Raw genomic sequence first — 15,810 nt, forward strand, 5'->3', positions numbered from 1 at the left:
GTATTCGACTCGTTAATTATTGTTACAAGCTTGCTTTGCTATTTATCATTCAGCGTAAGAATATGAATTTTTTGTCACTATTCTGAAACAGCCAGACCGATATAACTGTCTCTGAAGGTTGTCCGCTGTGGAAGTTTCCACTCTTCGTACAATCTAATTTCCAAAAACGAGAGCAAAATCGAAAGTCGGGTGTTTTTTACATTTCAAAGTTGAGATAAAACCCGTTAACATAGGACCGATTAACTATCGGTAGCGTTATCCCTATTCTGGAGATATTCCTTTGATCAACGTTTTTCTTGTTGATGACCACGAACTGGTGCGCGCAGGGATACGACGCATTCTTGAAGATATAAAAGGCATAAAAGTTGTCGGCGAAGCGTGCTGCGGCGAGGATGCGGTGAAATGGTGCCGTTCAAACTCCGTCGACGTTGTGCTGATGGACATGAATATGCCCGGTATTGGCGGTCTTGAAGCAACCCGCAAAATTGCACGTTCAACAGCTGACATCAAAGTGATTATGCTGACAGTCCATACCGAAAACCCGTTGCCGGCAAAAGTCATGCAGGCTGGTGCCGCGGGGTATCTTAGCAAGGGGGCCGCGCCTCAGGAAGTTGTTAGTGCGATTCGTTCGGTTTTTTCCGGGCAGCGCTATATTGCCTCCGATATCGCTCAACAGATGGCACTTAGCCAGATTGAGCCTGAGAAAACGGAGACACCGTTTGCCAGTTTGTCTGAACGCGAGTTGCAGATTATGCTGATGATCACCAAAGGCCAGAAGGTCAATGAGATCTCAGAGCAGCTGAATCTCAGTCCTAAAACGGTGAACAGTTACCGCTATCGAATGTTCAGTAAATTAAACATTCACGGCGATGTAGAACTGACTCACCTGGCAATTCGCCATGGCCTGTGTAATGCGGAGACATTAACAAGCCAGTGACCGATCAGTTTGATGCAAAAGCGTTTCTGAAAACCGTGACCAGTCAGCCCGGTGTTTATCGTATGTACGATAGCGCCGGGACGGTTATCTATGTCGGTAAAGCGAAAGACCTGAAAAAGCGGCTTTCCAGCTATTTCCGCAGCAATCTCGCTTCACGTAAAACTGAAGCGCTGGTCGCGCAAATCCAGCAGATTGATGTTACGGTGACGCATACCGAGACCGAAGCATTATTGCTCGAACACAACTACATCAAGTTGTATCAGCCACGCTACAACGTGCTGCTGCGTGACGATAAATCCTATCCTTTTATTTTCCTTAGTGGTGACACTCATCCACGCCTGGCGATGCATCGTGGGGCCAAGCATGCAAAAGGTGAGTACTTTGGACCGTTCCCAAACGGTTATGCGGTACGTGAAACGCTGGCGCTATTGCAGAAAATATTCCCTATTCGCCAGTGTGAAAACAGTGTCTACCGCAACCGTTCGAGACCTTGCCTGCAATACCAGATTGGCCGCTGTCTTGGGCCGTGTGTGGCAGGTCTGGTGAGTGAAGAAGAGTATTCGCAGCAGGTTGATTACGTCCGGTTGTTCTTATCCGGCAAAGACGATCAGGTCCTGACACAATTGATCGCCCGGATGGAAAAAGCCAGCCAGAATCTGGAGTTTGAGGAAGCTGCTCGTATTCGTGACCAAATTCAGGCCGTACGCCGTGTGACCGAGAAACAGTTCGTTTCGAATACCGGTGATGATCTAGACGTCATCGGCGTAGCATTTGACGCCGGGATGGCTTGTGTACACGTTCTGTTTATTCGCCAGGGTAAGGTACTGGGCAGTCGCAGCTATTTCCCTAAAGTTCCGGGCGGAACAGAGTTGGGCGAAGTTGTTGAAACTTTTGTTGGGCAGTTCTATTTACAGGGCAGCCAGATGCGCACCTTACCCGGTGAGATCCTGCTCGACTTTAATCTTAGCGATAAGATGCTGTTGGCGGACTCCTTATCTGAGCTGGCCGGGCGACGAATTAATGTCCAGACGAAACCACGTGGAGATCGCGCGCGTTATCTGAAGCTGGCTCGTACCAATGCGGCAACGGCGCTTACCACAAAGCTTTCTCAGCAGTCCACCATTACTCAGCGTCTGACGGCTCTTGCATCGGTGCTGAAGTTACCTGCGGTGAAACGCATGGAGTGTTTTGACATCAGCCACACGATGGGCGAGCAGACGGTGGCCTCCTGCGTGGTTTTTGATGCTAACGGACCGCTGCGTGCGGAATATCGTCGCTATAACATCACCGGTATCACGCCGGGCGATGATTATGCGGCGATGAACCAGGTGCTGCGTCGACGCTACGGCAAGGCAATTGAAGAAAGTAAAATCCCGGATGTCATTCTGATCGACGGCGGCAAAGGTCAACTGGGGCAGGCGAAAGCCGTTTTTGCTGAGCTGGATGTACCCTGGGATAAACAACATCCGCTGTTGCTCGGGGTGGCGAAGGGTGCCGATCGCAAAGCCGGTCTGGAAACGCTGTTTTTTGAACCGGAAGGAGAGGGGTTCAGTCTGCCGCCTGACTCGCCAGCACTACACGTTATTCAGCATATTCGTGATGAGTCTCACGATCATGCCATCAGCGGACACCGTAAAAAACGCGCGAAGGTGAAAAGCACCAGTACGCTTGAAACTATTGAGGGCGTCGGACCTAAACGTCGACAGATGCTGTTAAAGTATATGGGCGGGTTGCAAGGGCTTCGTAACGCAAGTGTCGAAGAAATTGCAAAAGTGCCGGGTATTTCGCAAGGTCTGGCAGAAAAGATCTTCTACTCGTTGAAACATTAGGCCCTCTGTAGCAACATAGGGGTAATTTCACTGACAACAGATAGTTATCCGTCATATGCAATTTAATATCCCTACATTGCTCACGCTGTTTCGCGTCATTCTGATCCCTTTCTTTGTATTGGCATTTTACCTGCCATTCACCTGGGCTCCGTTTGTTTGCGCACTTATCTTCTGTATCGCGGCGGTTACCGACTGGTTTGACGGTTTTCTGGCGCGCCGCTGGAACCAAAGCACGCGTTTTGGTGCTTTCCTGGATCCGGTCGCGGATAAAGTGCTGGTGGCTATCGCGATGGTGCTGGTGACGGAGCACTATCACAGCTGGTGGGTGACATTACCCGCCGCCACGATGATAGCGCGTGAGATTATCATTTCTGCGCTGCGCGAATGGATGGCCGAACTCGGCAAGCGTAGCAGCGTGGCCGTTTCCTGGATCGGTAAAGTTAAAACCACGTCGCAGATGGCGGCACTGGCCTGGTTACTGTGGCGTCCAAACATCTGGGTTGAGTACGCCGGGATCGCACTTTTCTTTGTTGCCGCGATCCTGACATTATGGTCAATGTTCCAGTATTTGAGCGCCGCACGCGGAGATTTGCTTGATCAGTGATCGTTTCGCCGCAAATTTCAGCAAACGATCGTCAGTGGTGAAAAATATCGTTGACTCAGTGCGTCAGGTAAGTAGAATGCAACGCATCGAACGGCAGCACTGATTGCCAGACGATAGCAAAATCAAGTGATTAACAAAGTTACTTGATGATGCGGGAATAGCTCAGTTGGTAGAGCACGACCTTGCCAAGGTCGGGGTCGCGAGTTCGAGTCTCGTTTCCCGCTCCAAATTTTAAACATCGGCATTTGCGGATGTTGGCTGAAAAGCCTGAAGATTTCGGCGCGTTAGCAAAGCGGTTATGTAGCGGATTGCAAATCCGTCTAGTCCGGTTCGACTCCGGAACGCGCCTCCAATTTCTTCCCGAGCCCGGATGGTGGAATCGGTAGACACAAGGGATTTAAAATCCCTCGGCGTTCGCGCTGTGTGGGTTCAAGTCCCACTCCGGGTACCATGGGAAAGAACAGAATAATCAAAGCAATAAGCAGTGTCGTGAAACCACCTACGGGTGGTTTTTTTGTGCCTGAAATTTGATTTCCTAACATCTTTCCTAAGATGACTTTGTTACATGTGGGATTATTATTTTAATTTTGCACACCCAGAAATACAGACAACCGATCTACAGTTTAATTTTAACTGCGCAAATCTGAACATAACGAGAACCCCGCCTGCGCGGGGTTTTGGCTTTCCAGTGATACGGCAGGGGGGGCGCTACGGTGCATTGCAACAGTACCCCTGCCATAGCGCCAAATTGTAGGGGCTGTTTGTTTTACTGATTATCAGCAACCTGTATCACCGGGGGCGCAGGTGTCGATAATGCTTTTCAGCGTATCGCTGCTCTTTGTTACCGTACCTTTTGTAATATCAGCTCTGACATTTAGCTGTGCCTTGGGTTGCCCATCACCTCCTTCCACTTTCATCAGGTTATCCGACGGGATAGTCAACGCAATATTCTGGCCTACCTCTGAACTGGATACGATATGAATGGGTGAGGTATATGGGAGTGTTTTTCCAAATTCATCCCCTGAAATAACTGAGCTTACTGTTATTTGATCACCTGCTGCCATGTTGTTGTAGGCAGCCACCACAACATCAACCCCATCCAAAGCCAGGTTAACACTCACAATCGACGGATTACCGGCTTCAGGTATTGATATGGTTATTGGCCCAAAGTCTGTTGGTGTAAAGGTTGTTTGCACTGAGGTGCTGTTACTACCGTTCACCGTTGCTGTCACGGTGAATTGTTCTGCTGTCAGATCAGTCAACGAGAGTGTCGCGACACCCTGGGCATTCGTAGATGTTGCGGTCGCTGAAGCATATTGTGCATTCGCAGAAGATTTACTCCATTGTACGGATGCCCCTTCTACAGGATTGCCTGCACGGGTTACCGTGATTTGCGCGACGTTTTGTGTGCTACCGTCAGCTGGCGAATTATCTGGGCTCATTGTAATCGCCAGAATGGACGGCACCTCTGCAAATGTCGCAGTAGTATTGCCTGTTTTATCTCCAGCGCTTGCGGCCACATGAATATCCTGAGCCACCGTATCAGTGAGGTTTAACGTGGCAATTCCACTGGAATTGGTTATAACCGTCAGTGGCGAAACCGGTTTTGCGCTACCGACGCCAAGACTCCATGTCACACTGACGCCAGCCATTGGCTGGCCGTTAGAGTCTGTTACCACAGCCTGAGCTACGTTCGCAGTGTTGCCGTCAGCCGGGGCATTATTATTGTTCATACTGACAGTAACATTTGAAACAGCCTGGTTAATAAAGGCTGAGTTAACCGACTCTGTTTTTCCTCCTGCCGTAGCGCTTAATTTTACAGGGCCGACGGTTTTACTGGTGAAATTTATGGTTGCCTCACCGTCGCTGTCAGTAGCGCTTTCGCTACTGACGATAGTGGCTCCACTGTCTACCTGCCATGCAACTGCAACGCCGGAAAGAACTTTACCACTGGCATCTTTCAATACTACCTGGCCAATATTTTGATCATTACCGTCAGCCTGGCTGTTATTTTTAGTCAGGTTGAGATTTAGTGATGCCACTGACAGCGAAAATGAACTTGGCATTGTGCGCGTCAATGTTCCAGATGAAGCTGAGACGATAACCTGTTCGGCAGTTGTACTGGTCAGATTGACTGAGGCATTGCCATTGGCGTCGGTCATCGATGTGGTCGTACTAAGTTTTGCACTACCAGTGACGGCCCAGGTAATAGATGCATTTGATGCAGCTTTATTATCAGATGTAATAGCGTGAAGCGTCACTGTATTAGTAGCAATACCGTCTGCTGGGCTGTTGTCTTTAACGCTCGTTAGAGTCATGTCTGTGAGAACTGCGGTGTCATCTTTTTTCTTATACTGCAGGATGATTTCATTGTTACGTTCTACAAGGTCATAGCGGCTGCCAGCGAGACTACGGCGCAGGGCAACCTGGTCTGAGGACATCTGCGACTGCCAGGACTGACCTAAAGTGTAATGGAAGTTCAGACTGAAGCGGGTTTCATCCATAGAATCCTGACCGTGCTTATAATCAATACCAGCAGTAACCAGCGGAACTGGCGTGTAGTTCAGACCGACGGTTATAGCGGAAGGGTTGCTCTGCAGGTGGTCTTTGTCGAATAAGGCAACATCATTTCCATAATATTGTTCATACATAGCCCGGGCACCCAGCAGTGGATATGTAGGGAGATAGCCTTCGGCACGGATATCATAGCCGTCAGCCGGTTTTTCATTATAGTCCTCGAAGTCACGTGAACTATGCCATTCAGTTGTACCGATATAGGTGTTGGCGGAAAGCTTCAGATAATCTGTCCAGGCTTCTGCACCAATACCGACGCGGCGGTTTTTGCCTGTGAAATCGTCATCAAAAAAGACATTTCCGCCAAACATCCATTTGTCGGTGTAGAAAGTTCGTACACCCATGCCGATATTGCCGGTCGTGCGCCCGTCGGGAGCTCGCAGACCAAGCTGGGTAAACAGCACTGCGTTTTTATTGTCATACAGAGGGGCAAGGAAATCGACGGCGCTTTCGTCCCAGTTGCCGCTGTCGTCAATGTTGAGCTGAACGCGCGCGGTACCGAACTGGCTGAGCCACTGCTGAGTCGTTGAAGAGGTATAACCGGAGGCGGCTGATTTGGCACTGTTGACTACGCCGTTTTTTCCGCTGGAAGAGAGCGAACTGGCGACGGTGTTTAATGTTCCGGCATAAGGCAGCGTAGAGTCGGTTGATGTCGTGCTATGTACAGTCGAAAATGGAGAAGACGTAGCCGAAGAAAGAGATAAGCTGTCCGCCAGAACACTGTGGGGCATGATTGGAACCAGGGGAAATAATACTTGTACAAAAATTTGTAACCATGCAAAGAAGCAAAAGTGTCTGCTTCTTTCAGTACCCGAGATTTTATGCATTATCATTTCTTCTTTAATTAGTTGAACCTGATGAGCTCAGTTCAATGTAGTTCTTGTGTATTAAATGTTGCTTCCGTATGTTCACCATATTGAAAACAAGAACGCTCCCATTGCTCATAGTCAGAGTTTGAAGGGGCTGAATCATTTTCTTTTATTTGTTGTTTCAGTATGACAAACGGAAGATCACATTTCTTGAAATTTCAAAACTCCCAAACCACAGCGCAACTCAGTCTTGTCGAGTTGATAAGAAAGTTGCATGCATTTCGGTTTTTTTTACCTGTGCTGTTTCTGCTTATAGTTTTTCAATCCATTTTTGTAGTAATTCCATATGAGGCAGGATTAAGGGTGATTTTTTTATGATTACATTTGTTAAAATGATACATGTACGTAAATAATCATCCCCGTGAATGATTTGATTGAAAGTGATGTGGTTACTGATGCCTGTATCGCTATATACAAGACGTATATGCAGATTTCAGGTTCAGTATAATTTTGTATGAGTTCGTACAAATTATATAAGATCTAATTGAAAGTTGTTAATCCCATAACTAACTGTCATTAGGTTTTGTCCGCTCGCTAAGTACACTCAAACAACCTTTTTTATATCAGGAAGTTATCTCGGAATTTGCTCATTGCTTTCACCATTGGTTTTTATGCGACTACGCACTTACCAAATGGCATATATAAAATCGTGTAAACCGAACGGCAGGTACTGAGCAATAAAACAGGCCGATCGCCAGGTTGAACGGGCACAAACGGTTCTGGCGGCATTGACAGTGACGCCCGTAGCAGCGCATATTGCCGCTCCGGCATTAAGCTTAGATTGTTTTTCTATGGTTTTATGTAAACCCGATGAACTGTATGTACCCGCAGATTTCTTCACCGGCTTTTCCTTGCCTCTGGCAAAGTTATAAAGAATCAATAATAACGCAGATAAGAGCCCCAAAATTAATGATGGCGCTGGTGGGAAATTAACAGCAGCAATAGAGCCAGCTATTGAAAAATATTCTCTGTTTACAAAACAGCAATACATGATAAGTGTCAATATCACTGATTATTAATTATAAAGATGCTTCCGGCAGGGGGGAAGAACCATGTGGGATACGAGTCGCGGGGAACGACTCGTTTTCAGACTGTAAAAATTCGCCTAATGAATGTTAACCGCTGGCGGTAACTAGTTAAAAATCCTCCCGATCATAACTCGCTTCGGCGGTTTTTTTGTGCGTGTTTTCGCGAACTGTTCATTCTCATGCAGCACATGACCCGTTAATACAAAACCACCAGCAATCCCTCCTCGCTAGTGACTCGCCATGTATATCGCACTTAGCGACGAACAGGTGCGTTCAACATAAAACGTCCCCGGGCAGGATTATTCATAAATCCATCCCGTGCAGGGTTATAGTTGTGGTCCTGAAAACCGTTAATCATCACGGGATCGCCAATACCATCCTGGATAGCAAATGGTCTGTGGATCCTGTTTCTGGCTCTGAGCGTGAAACCGAAATTCTCCGTTCCACCAATAATAATGACGCTGTGTCCGGTTGCTAAAGCGGCACTTAACTCTCGCTCCAGTTCAGCCTGGTCTTGCAAAGTGCTGGCAGTGAGATGGGAGGAGGTCATTAACAGGATGGCGAGGGCAGCGCAGGAAAGCGCCCATGGCAGTTTCATGATTAGTACTCATAAAAAGTATGGCTATTAAAGTATAGCTTTTGGTTGCGACGATACCCGGTGCAGGACGAACAATTTAGCTGTTATGTCCCTGTTCATGATGACGGTACAGGAAGGTTAAAGGGGGGCATTAAGCACTATAATTGAACAGGTAACAGGCGATCACCCCTGTTTGCTCACCATGCAGATGCAGGAGGTTACATCAGAGACTTACTTTCTCCGACGGTAATGTTTGCAGCATTACTTGTCCTTAGCTGCATTATGTATCCGGTGGACAAAAGTTTGGCCGTTGCATCACTGCTGTCACAACGTTCCACAACTACAGACCACATCGTTATCGCCCGGCAGCATTTTGATAAGCTCCAGTCTTATCAGGTTCTTATTCGTTCCTCTTCCGTCCAGGCCGAAAGTAAAATCATTCGATATAGCTATAAAAAGCCAGGCTTTATAAGGATGGATTTTACTCAGCCGCATCCTGGGGCCGTTCTTACCTATAACCCGGTCAGTAATAACGTGAAGCTTTGGCCGTTTGGGTTGGGAACTTTGCCAGTATTAAACCTCTCCCCAACAAATTCTTTAATAAAAGACGAGCGTGGCCATCGGGTCGATCAGTCTGACATTGGCGCATTGTTGGACAATATTCGTCACCTGCAGCGAGAGGGGAAAACGGCGATAATCGGGGAGGAGAACGTATCGGGGCGTTCGACCACGCACGTCTGCGTGACTGGGCCGGGGACGATGGCCGTTGATGGTGTTCACCGGTATGACGTTTGGTTCGATAACTACCATCGACTACCCGTGAAAGTGCTCAGTTACGATGCTGGTGGAAAGTGGCTGGAAACCGTACTTATGGATGCCATGATCATCAATATTCGTTTCCCCGTGGATTTTTTCACACCTTAAGGGCGCGGAGTTTATGGCCGAATATCAGTTTTCCACCGTCTGGCGGGTTGAAGCTTCGATCCAGGATGTATGGGATGTTTTCTCTCACCCGGATCAGTGGCCTGAATGGTGGGGAAGCCTGGAGCGAATTATTGAAATAAAGAAAGGGGATATACAGGGCATTGGCGCGTTGCACCGCTATACCTGGAAAGGGGCGCTGCCTTATCGTCTAACCTTTGATATTAACGTACTGAATATACTGCCTTGTTGTCTGCTGGAAGGGGAGGCGAGTGGTGAAGTTGAAGGGCGAGGAGTATGGTCTTTTTCCGACAACGGCAAGGAAACTATCGTCAGGTATGACTGGCATGTACGGACCACTATTCGCTGGATGAACTACCTTGCTCCACTGGCAGCGCCCGTCTTTCGCTGGAATCACGATACGGTAATGCGTGAGGGAGCAAAAGGGTTAGCCCGTAAACTAGGAACCAACGTGTACATATTTTGATGTGGCCGGTTTTTAAGGATATGGAGCCTACCTGTTATTATGCGTTTTTCGTCTTTTTTAATGCTGCGCCTGTACTCTTGTGGTTGAAAATGGCTTAATTGTTTCTCTTTTCATTCACAGTTAACAGGTCTGTTATTGATGAATAAACTCCATCGACTCGCCTTTTTATGTCAGCGTCTGTCTGCTGTGATGATCGTGTACGGTCTCTGCTCGTTTAGCCGTCGCTCAACTCATACAACATGGACAGACAGCAATGCAACGTCGACAATTTCTTAAAAATAGTGTTCTCCTTTCTGCGGCCGGTTTAGTCGGTCCTTCCGTCGTTAGCCAGACGGTACAAGCCGCAGAGCCATTAGTTGCGCCTGTAGTACGTCGGCGCTTTGCCTTATCGCAAACCTATAAACTGAATCCGCCACAAGGGTCAAGCGGTGTGGTGAAGCTGTGGATCCCGTTGCCGGTAGATACAGCATTTCAGCAGATGACCGACCTTGTTTTTAGCGGCAACTATAAGCAGGCATATGTCACTACCAATAATGTTTATGGCGCGAAAACGTTGTTTGCCAGTTGGCCCAATTCACAAGGAGAGTTGTTAATTAAGGTTGATATTGACATTGAAACCGCCGATTGGGAGCCGCTGAAGCAGGATGCGCTAAAAACCTGGCAGGCGCCGGAGCAGATCGTTTATCCGTTGGATGTGAAACCCTATTTATTGCCGACTGCGCATACTCCCGTTGACGGGCTTGTGCAGGAAACTGCGCGTAGAATCACCGGCAACGAGCAGGACCCATTGAAAAAAGCACGCCTAATCTATGAGTGGGTCAGTAGCCATATGGAGCGTGATAATGACGTTATCGGCTGCGGAACGGGTGATGTGGCGGAGATTCTGAAGAGTGGCAAACTCAAAGGGAAATGCACCGATATGAGTTCCGTTTTCGTCGCTCTGGCACGTGCCAGCGGCATTCCGGCGCGTGAATTATTCGGGATTCGTCTGGGGAAAGCCAATAATCTTGAACGCTACTCGAAAAGCGCCTTTGGTAAAGCCGACGGTGCCGGGGTTGCTGATGTGAGTGGCGGTCAGCACTGTCGCGCAGAGTTTTATCTGGCTGGTTACGGCTGGTTGCCTTGCGACCCGGCGGACGTGACGAAAATGCGTCTGGCCGAGAAAAAAACGCATCAGGATGCTGATGTGCAGGCCGTTAACACCTACCTGTTCGGTAACTGGGAAATGAACTGGGTAGGGTTCAACTACGGACGTGATTTTGAACTGTACCCGGCCACAGAACAGGGGGCGATGAACAATTTTGGTTACCCCTATGCGGAAGTAGACGGCGATCCGATCAACTTCTATGACCCTAAAGCGTTCTCCTACAGCTATGTCGCAACAGAACAACGCTAAAGGTGCTGGCCTCACTCTGCTGACGGCCGCTGTGGCTGCCGTCACCGCAGGATTATGCTGCGTAGGGCCACTGTTATATCTGCTGTTTGGCATTTCGGCGGCAAGTTTTACGGTATTCGCTCGTTTCGAGTTTTTGCGTCTCCCCTTGATTCTGCTGACGCTTGGGCTGCTGTTGCGCCTCTTTTGGCGGCTCTATTTTTCCAAAAGGTTGTGGTGTACCGGCTGGCTGACCCTGAAACAGACGCGTATTCTCTACTGGTGTGCGCTGATAGTGATTTTACCGGTGTTATTTTATCCAACGCTGGTTGCCTGGTTTTATGAGGTATTTGAATGAAAATAGTCACTCTGATCGCTTGCTTATTGCTGCCGTTGTGGGCTCAGGCTGCTCATCAAAAAGTGGTGCTGGATATACAAAATATGACCTGCTCGCTGTGCGTCATTTCTGTTAATCAGGCGCTGCGTGAAACTGACGGCGTGATCAAGGCTAAATCGTCGCTGAAGACGCGCCAGGCTGAAGTGATCGTGCCTGAAGATTTCTCTACTGATACGCTACTCAAGGCGGTAGCAAAAACAGGATATACGGCCACGCTCAACCATATTGAACAACAATAAACCACCTGCGGGTGGTTTTCTGGCTATCAGAAGATGATGCCAGGTTTTTTGTGACCTCTTTTGTGCGTTAACTACCGGAATTACCCTCGTTTCCTGTTAACCTGAACAGGCGGTGTCAGTGAACCGCTCATGCCCATTTGTATCTGTTATCCCACCAGCCATGTAAGATAATCACAGGCAAGAATTTTTACTAAGGAAAAGCGTTATGAAAACGGGACCACTAAACGAAAGCGAACTGGAATGGCTGGATGATGTACTGACTAAGTACAATACGGACAAGGCAATTCTGGATGTGTCAGAGCTGGATGGCTTATTGACGGCGGTGCTCAGTTCACCTTATGAAATTGAGCCGGAGCAGTGGCTGGTCGCTATATGGGGAGGCGCGCAGTATGTCCCTCGCTGGTCCTCTGAGAAAGAAATGACGCGTTTCATGAACCTGACGTTTCAGCATATGGCTGATACAGCCGATCGCCTTGACGAATTTCCTGAGCAGTTTGAACCGCTGTTTGGCCTGCGCGAAATTGAAGAGCATGAGCTGACTATTGTTGAAGAGTGGTGCTTTGGCTATATGCGAGGTGTCGCGCTGTCTGACTGGTCTTCATTACCGGATTCGTTAAAGCCGGCGCTTGAAGCAATTGCGTTGCACGGTACGGAAGAGAACTTCGAGGTCGTTGAGAAACTGACTCCTGAAGCATTTGACGAGAGCGTGGATGCGATCCGCCTGGCGGCTCTGGATCTGCATGCCTACTGGATGGCGCATCCACAGGAAGCGCCGGTGAAGGTTCCGTTAAAAACGGATGCCAAAATTGGGCGTAACGATCCGTGCCCATGTGGTAGTGGTAAAAAGTATAAGCAGTGCTGTCTGCATTAAGAAAAAGGGGCGTTTAGCCCCTTTGTCTTACTAACAACTTTAATGCGACTCTAAAGCTATTGTTTTAACCGACTTCAGGTAGCAGTCCTGCTGCGATAGAAAATTGCACGCCTATCACGATGATCCCGCAAATGAAAACCAGCGCCAGTGCTGGTGTACCACCCGCTACGCGCCAGGTTGTCTGTGGATTGTGTTTTCTGCTTTGCCAGACCAGCATTGACGGGATGAGCAGAGCCAGCACCGCCAGGGCAACGCCTGCATAGCCTAATGCCATCACAAAACCACGCGGATAGAAGAGAGCGAACGCCAGCGGCGGCAGGAACGTCACCACACCGGTTTGTATTCTGCCTGTTACGGTATTACGGCGCTGGAAGAGATCGGCCAGATAGTCGAATAATCCCAGTGCAACGCCAAGGAAGGATGTTGCCAGCGCGAGGTCGGCAAACAGATGCACCGCCAGCTCTACGTGTGGCGAGGCAACTACTTCACGTAACGCCTGTAACAAACCGTTTAAGCCAGCATGGTTGGCGAGCAGCCCCATAAACGTCGATGAATTGATACTGCCGAGTGTAGCGAGTTGCCAGAAAATATAGGCGACCAGTGGAATAGCGCTACCCGTGATAAACACCCAGCGCAGTTTACGGATATTACCGTTCATATAGCTGACGATGCTGGGAACGCTGCCATGAAAACCGAACGAGGTGAAAATCACCGGAATTGCGGAGAGTGCGAGGCCTTGTTGTAGCGGCAGAGTGAGAAGATTCACTTTATGGATATGCGGCATCAGCAGGGCGAGCATGACGACAAGGAAGATAATCTTGGCGCTGAATAACAGGCGATTGAACAGATCGACCAGTGACGTCCCGACACATACCACACCCCCGGCAACAAAGGTGAACAGCAGTACACCCGCCGTAGAGGATATGCTGGCACCGGTCCAGTCGCTGATGCTTGACGCCAGTAATTCACCTGCGCCACTGATGTATGCAGCCGTTAGCGCGTACATTAAAAACATCATGCTAAAGCCTGTCACCCACTGCCCGTAGCGACCAAGATAGCGTTTAGCCAGCGTGCCAAGTCCGGTGTCCGCTGGTACATGCTGATACACTTCAAGCAGCAACAGCGCGGTGTAACACATGAGTGCCCATAGCCCAACCAACAACGCCAGCGTGACGCTAAACCCCACGCCCGCCGCAGCCAACGGCATCGCCAACATACCGGCGCCAATCGTGGTTCCCGCCACGATAAAAATACTACCCAGAGTTCTATTCTTCACGCTTTCCTCTGTCCCAGAGATAATCAACGGTTATATCTGCGGCGCAGGTTAAGGCATAACGATATTTTCGTCAAATCACCGTTACAATCTGTGTACAGATTAATTTACGAATATTTGGCGGTTAAGATGTATTACAGATGATATTTTTTGTGTCCTGCCAGCATAAACCTGCGTTAGCGCAAAGCAGTGCAATATGGTTCACATTAGGCTACGGGGTTTATTAAGGAGGGAGTATGGATTCTATTCACGGTCACGAAGTGCTCAACATGATGATTGAGTCTGGCGAGCAGTATTCAAATGCCAGTCTTGAAGCGGCGATTACGTCCCGTTTTGGTGAGCAGGCGCGTTTTCATACCTGTTCTGCTGAAGGCATGACGGCGGCTGAGCTGGTGGCGTTTTTGGCGGCGAAGGGGAAATTCATTGCCAGCGATGACGGTTTTTCTACTCACGAAAGCAAGATCTGCCGCCATTAAGATCCTCGAATAACGGTGGCGGTCAGCCACCGTAATCCAACAGAATTAATTCTGTGTATCAAGCGTAGCCAGTTCTTTATCGATGAAATAAAGACCTTCACCGCTTTTTCCTGCCAGTGATAACTTATCAATAACAGATTTAAATAATTTCTCTTCTTCATGCTGCTCGGCAACATACCACTGCAGGAAATTAAATGTTGGATAATCCTGGTGAGTCATTGCCGCATGAGCCAGCTCATTAATTTTTTGCGTGATCAACTGCTCATGTTCATAGGTGACACGGAACAGTTCATCCAGAGAAGCATATTCAGCAAACGGTGACGGCACAGTATTAATGCACGGCAAGCTGCCGGTATCTGTCAGGTAATCGAACAGACGCTGCATGTGCGTCATCTCTTCCTGGGCGTGGCGACGCAGAAACGCAGCGGCACCTTCGAAGCTGTGGTAGCTGCACCACGCGCTCATCTGTTGATAGAGCAGAGATGAATAAAGTTCAAGATTCATTTGCTCATTCAGTTTGTCGATCATTTCTGTTTTCAGCATGGTTCTGCTCCACGAACATTAATTATATATTTACGTGGCGCCACTATAATTTGTTATTTAATTATTTGCAAAAGGTAAAATAATAAATTTATTTATTAAAAATGAGAATGGGAATAAAACGCATTAATACTATTAAAAGAGCGATATATTCTAAATAATTTGAGTTGCAGGACAAAATGCAGCAGGTATTTTGAACAGCGCTTGCGCAGGCCCCAAAGGGGCGAGGCCGTAGGCCGAGTCACCCGGCAAGGGAGGAAATCCCCAGGAGCATAAATAACTATGTGACTGGGGTTTCTGAGTGTAGTCAACGCACCTGCAGTTTGAAGTATGACGGGTATATAAGTAATAAAAGACCAGCAAAACAATGCAGGTCAGAAAGGTTAATAGCCGAAAGGTTGTGTCTGCGACACGGCCACACCATGACACTGCCAGGCAAGCGTAATCCTGGTATTCATACACAGGGAACCTGCGTAAACGCTACAAGTTGCCACTGGCTGACCAAATGCTACAGCGCTGGCGTATCCCATCCGCTGACACTCTTTTGTTGCCGTACTCTGGGCAATATAGTTGTCTGTGCGCGCTGTTTGTAGCATTGCCTGGTTGTAAGTAAGACGAACCACGCCAGTGATGGGGCTGGCTTCGCTGACCTGCGCCTGTTTTGTGATAGTGCATCCCGTTAGCACGAGCGGCAAGAGTGCAAGAATAAGAGGCTTCATGATATCGCTCTGAAAATTCGGTGATACGTTATCCTGACTGATACAGCGACGAGTCAATGGGTTGAATAACGTGAAGATCACCTGCGATTAATCACAA

At 48.4% G+C, this 15,810-nt stretch carries 16 protein-coding genes and 3 tRNA genes; 13 read left to right on the forward strand and 6 right to left on the reverse strand.

From position 1 onward, the window contains the following. The first annotated feature begins 280 nt into the window (after window positions 1–280). The 6 genes from uvrY to OH663_RS03920 all read left to right on the forward strand — a co-directional run bounded on the left by uvrY (window position 281) and on the right by OH663_RS03920 (window position 3,821). Entirely contained in the window at window positions 281–937 is a 657-nt protein-coding gene (gene uvrY, locus OH663_RS03895) for a UvrY/SirA/GacA family response regulator transcription factor (RefSeq protein ID WP_003834023.1), read from the forward strand. Then, window positions 934–2,766: an excinuclease ABC subunit UvrC gene (uvrC, locus tag OH663_RS03900; protein ID WP_200012809.1), complete on the forward strand. Its 1,833-nt coding sequence runs from the start codon at window positions 934–936 to the stop codon at window positions 2,764–2,766. The genes uvrY and uvrC overlap by 4 nt, the downstream gene beginning before the upstream one ends. A gap of 55 nt (window positions 2,767–2,821) precedes the next feature. After that, window positions 2,822–3,370 carry a CDP-diacylglycerol--glycerol-3-phosphate 3-phosphatidyltransferase gene (gene pgsA, locus OH663_RS03905; protein ID WP_003030490.1) on the forward strand — a complete coding sequence of 183 codons (549 nt, stop codon included), beginning with the start codon at window positions 2,822–2,824 and terminating at the stop codon, window positions 3,368–3,370. Between the two features lie 151 nt (window positions 3,371–3,521). Further along, window positions 3,522–3,597 (forward strand) — tRNA-Gly (locus OH663_RS03910). A 51-nt stretch (window positions 3,598–3,648) separates the two neighbouring features. After that, window positions 3,649–3,722, forward strand: a tRNA-Cys gene (locus OH663_RS03915). A 12-nt stretch (window positions 3,723–3,734) separates the two neighbouring features. Continuing rightward, window positions 3,735–3,821 (forward strand) — tRNA-Leu (locus tag OH663_RS03920). A gap of 325 nt (window positions 3,822–4,146) precedes the next feature. Here the strand turns inward: OH663_RS03920 and OH663_RS03925 are convergent. From OH663_RS03925 to OH663_RS03935, 3 genes are all read right to left on the reverse strand, one after another. Beyond that, window positions 4,147–6,675, reverse strand: a complete 2,529-nt coding sequence (locus OH663_RS03925) for an inverse autotransporter beta domain-containing protein (protein ID WP_233617260.1) — start codon at window positions 6,673–6,675, stop codon at window positions 4,147–4,149. 763 nt (window positions 6,676–7,438) lie between these two features. Then, the gene (locus OH663_RS03930) at window positions 7,439–7,816 is read right to left on the reverse strand and encodes a hypothetical protein (protein WP_200012813.1); all 378 of its coding nucleotides are present in this window, start codon (window positions 7,814–7,816) and stop codon (window positions 7,439–7,441) included. A gap of 278 nt (window positions 7,817–8,094) precedes the next feature. Further along, a complete protein-coding gene (locus OH663_RS03935; RefSeq protein WP_200012814.1) occupies window positions 8,095–8,439 on the reverse strand; it encodes a hypothetical protein in 345 nt (114 codons plus the stop codon). 453 nt (window positions 8,440–8,892) lie between these two features. Here OH663_RS03935 and OH663_RS03940 point away from each other — a divergent pair, with 453 nt between their 5' ends. The 6 genes from OH663_RS03940 to OH663_RS03965 all read left to right on the forward strand — a co-directional run bounded on the left by OH663_RS03940 (window position 8,893) and on the right by OH663_RS03965 (window position 12,705). Further along, window positions 8,893–9,342, forward strand: a complete 450-nt coding sequence (locus OH663_RS03940) for a DUF1571 domain-containing protein (protein ID WP_233617261.1) — start codon at window positions 8,893–8,895, stop codon at window positions 9,340–9,342. 13 nt (window positions 9,343–9,355) lie between these two features. Next, entirely contained in the window at window positions 9,356–9,826 is a 471-nt protein-coding gene (locus tag OH663_RS03945) for an SRPBCC family protein (RefSeq protein WP_200012818.1), read from the forward strand. A 253-nt stretch (window positions 9,827–10,079) separates the two neighbouring features. Continuing rightward, window positions 10,080–11,222, forward strand: coding sequence for a transglutaminase-like domain-containing protein (locus OH663_RS03950; RefSeq protein WP_200012820.1), 1,143 nt, complete (start codon window positions 10,080–10,082; stop codon window positions 11,220–11,222). Beyond that, window positions 11,200–11,556, forward strand: a complete 357-nt coding sequence (locus OH663_RS03955) for a mercuric transporter MerT family protein (RefSeq protein ID WP_200012821.1) — start codon at window positions 11,200–11,202, stop codon at window positions 11,554–11,556. The genes OH663_RS03950 and OH663_RS03955 overlap by 23 nt, the downstream gene beginning before the upstream one ends. Next, window positions 11,553–11,834 carry a heavy-metal-associated domain-containing protein gene (locus tag OH663_RS03960; RefSeq protein WP_045444251.1) on the forward strand — a complete coding sequence of 94 codons (282 nt, stop codon included), beginning with the start codon at window positions 11,553–11,555 and terminating at the stop codon, window positions 11,832–11,834. The genes OH663_RS03955 and OH663_RS03960 overlap by 4 nt, the downstream gene beginning before the upstream one ends. Window positions 11,835–12,039: 205 nt before the next feature. Beyond that, window positions 12,040–12,705, forward strand: a complete 666-nt coding sequence (locus OH663_RS03965; RefSeq protein ID WP_045444248.1) for a YecA/YgfB family protein — start codon at window positions 12,040–12,042, stop codon at window positions 12,703–12,705. A gap of 64 nt (window positions 12,706–12,769) precedes the next feature. On the opposite strand, the gene tyrP is transcribed toward OH663_RS03965, so the two are convergent. Beyond that, window positions 12,770–13,981: a tyrosine transporter TyrP gene (gene tyrP, locus OH663_RS03970; RefSeq protein ID WP_200012823.1), complete on the reverse strand. Its 1,212-nt coding sequence runs from the start codon at window positions 13,979–13,981 to the stop codon at window positions 12,770–12,772. Between the two features lie 233 nt (window positions 13,982–14,214). Here tyrP and OH663_RS03975 point away from each other — a divergent pair, with 233 nt between their 5' ends. Beyond that, window positions 14,215–14,454: a YecH family metal-binding protein gene (locus tag OH663_RS03975; RefSeq protein ID WP_200012825.1), complete on the forward strand. Its 240-nt coding sequence runs from the start codon at window positions 14,215–14,217 to the stop codon at window positions 14,452–14,454. Between the two features lie 45 nt (window positions 14,455–14,499). On the opposite strand, the gene ftnA is transcribed toward OH663_RS03975, so the two are convergent. Further along, entirely contained in the window at window positions 14,500–14,997 is a 498-nt protein-coding gene (gene ftnA / locus OH663_RS03980) for a non-heme ferritin (protein ID WP_045444240.1), read from the reverse strand. Window positions 14,998–15,377: 380 nt separating this feature from the next. Beyond that, window positions 15,378–15,713, reverse strand: a complete 336-nt coding sequence (yecR, locus tag OH663_RS03985; protein WP_045444238.1) for a YecR family lipoprotein — start codon at window positions 15,711–15,713, stop codon at window positions 15,378–15,380. Between the last annotated feature and the right edge of the window lie 97 nt (window positions 15,714–15,810).

This window comes from Citrobacter sp. Marseille-Q5395, assembly GCF_947057495.1.
Classification (GTDB): Bacteria; Pseudomonadota; Gammaproteobacteria; order Enterobacterales; family Enterobacteriaceae; genus Citrobacter; species Citrobacter murliniae.

What these genes read in the sequence shown, in the direction of transcription:
- OH663_RS03940 (WP_233617261.1), top strand. Translation starts at nt 8,893, where the DNA reads ATGGATTTTACTCAGCCGCATCCTGGGGCCGTTCTTACCTATAACCCG.
- OH663_RS03945 (WP_200012818.1), top strand. Translation starts at nt 9,356, where the DNA reads ATGGCCGAATATCAGTTTTCCACCGTCTGGCGGGTTGAAGCTTCGATC.
- ftnA (WP_045444240.1), bottom strand. Translation starts at nt 14,997, where the DNA reads ATGCTGAAAACAGAAATGATCGACAAACTGAATGAGCAAATGAATCTT.
- OH663_RS03955 (WP_200012821.1), top strand. Translation starts at nt 11,200, where the DNA reads ATGTCGCAACAGAACAACGCTAAAGGTGCTGGCCTCACTCTGCTGACG.
- OH663_RS03925 (WP_233617260.1), bottom strand. Translation starts at nt 6,675, where the DNA reads ATGCCCCACAGTGTTCTGGCGGACAGCTTATCTCTTTCTTCGGCTACG.
- OH663_RS03965 (WP_045444248.1), top strand. Translation starts at nt 12,040, where the DNA reads ATGAAAACGGGACCACTAAACGAAAGCGAACTGGAATGGCTGGATGAT.
- OH663_RS03975 (WP_200012825.1), top strand. Translation starts at nt 14,215, where the DNA reads ATGGATTCTATTCACGGTCACGAAGTGCTCAACATGATGATTGAGTCT.
- pgsA (WP_003030490.1), top strand. Translation starts at nt 2,822, where the DNA reads ATGCAATTTAATATCCCTACATTGCTCACGCTGTTTCGCGTCATTCTG.
- OH663_RS03935 (WP_200012814.1), bottom strand. Translation starts at nt 8,439, where the DNA reads ATGAAACTGCCATGGGCGCTTTCCTGCGCTGCCCTCGCCATCCTGTTA.
- yecR (WP_045444238.1), bottom strand. Translation starts at nt 15,713, where the DNA reads ATGAAGCCTCTTATTCTTGCACTCTTGCCGCTCGTGCTAACGGGATGC.
- OH663_RS03950 (WP_200012820.1), top strand. Translation starts at nt 10,080, where the DNA reads ATGCAACGTCGACAATTTCTTAAAAATAGTGTTCTCCTTTCTGCGGCC.
- OH663_RS03960 (WP_045444251.1), top strand. Translation starts at nt 11,553, where the DNA reads ATGAAAATAGTCACTCTGATCGCTTGCTTATTGCTGCCGTTGTGGGCT.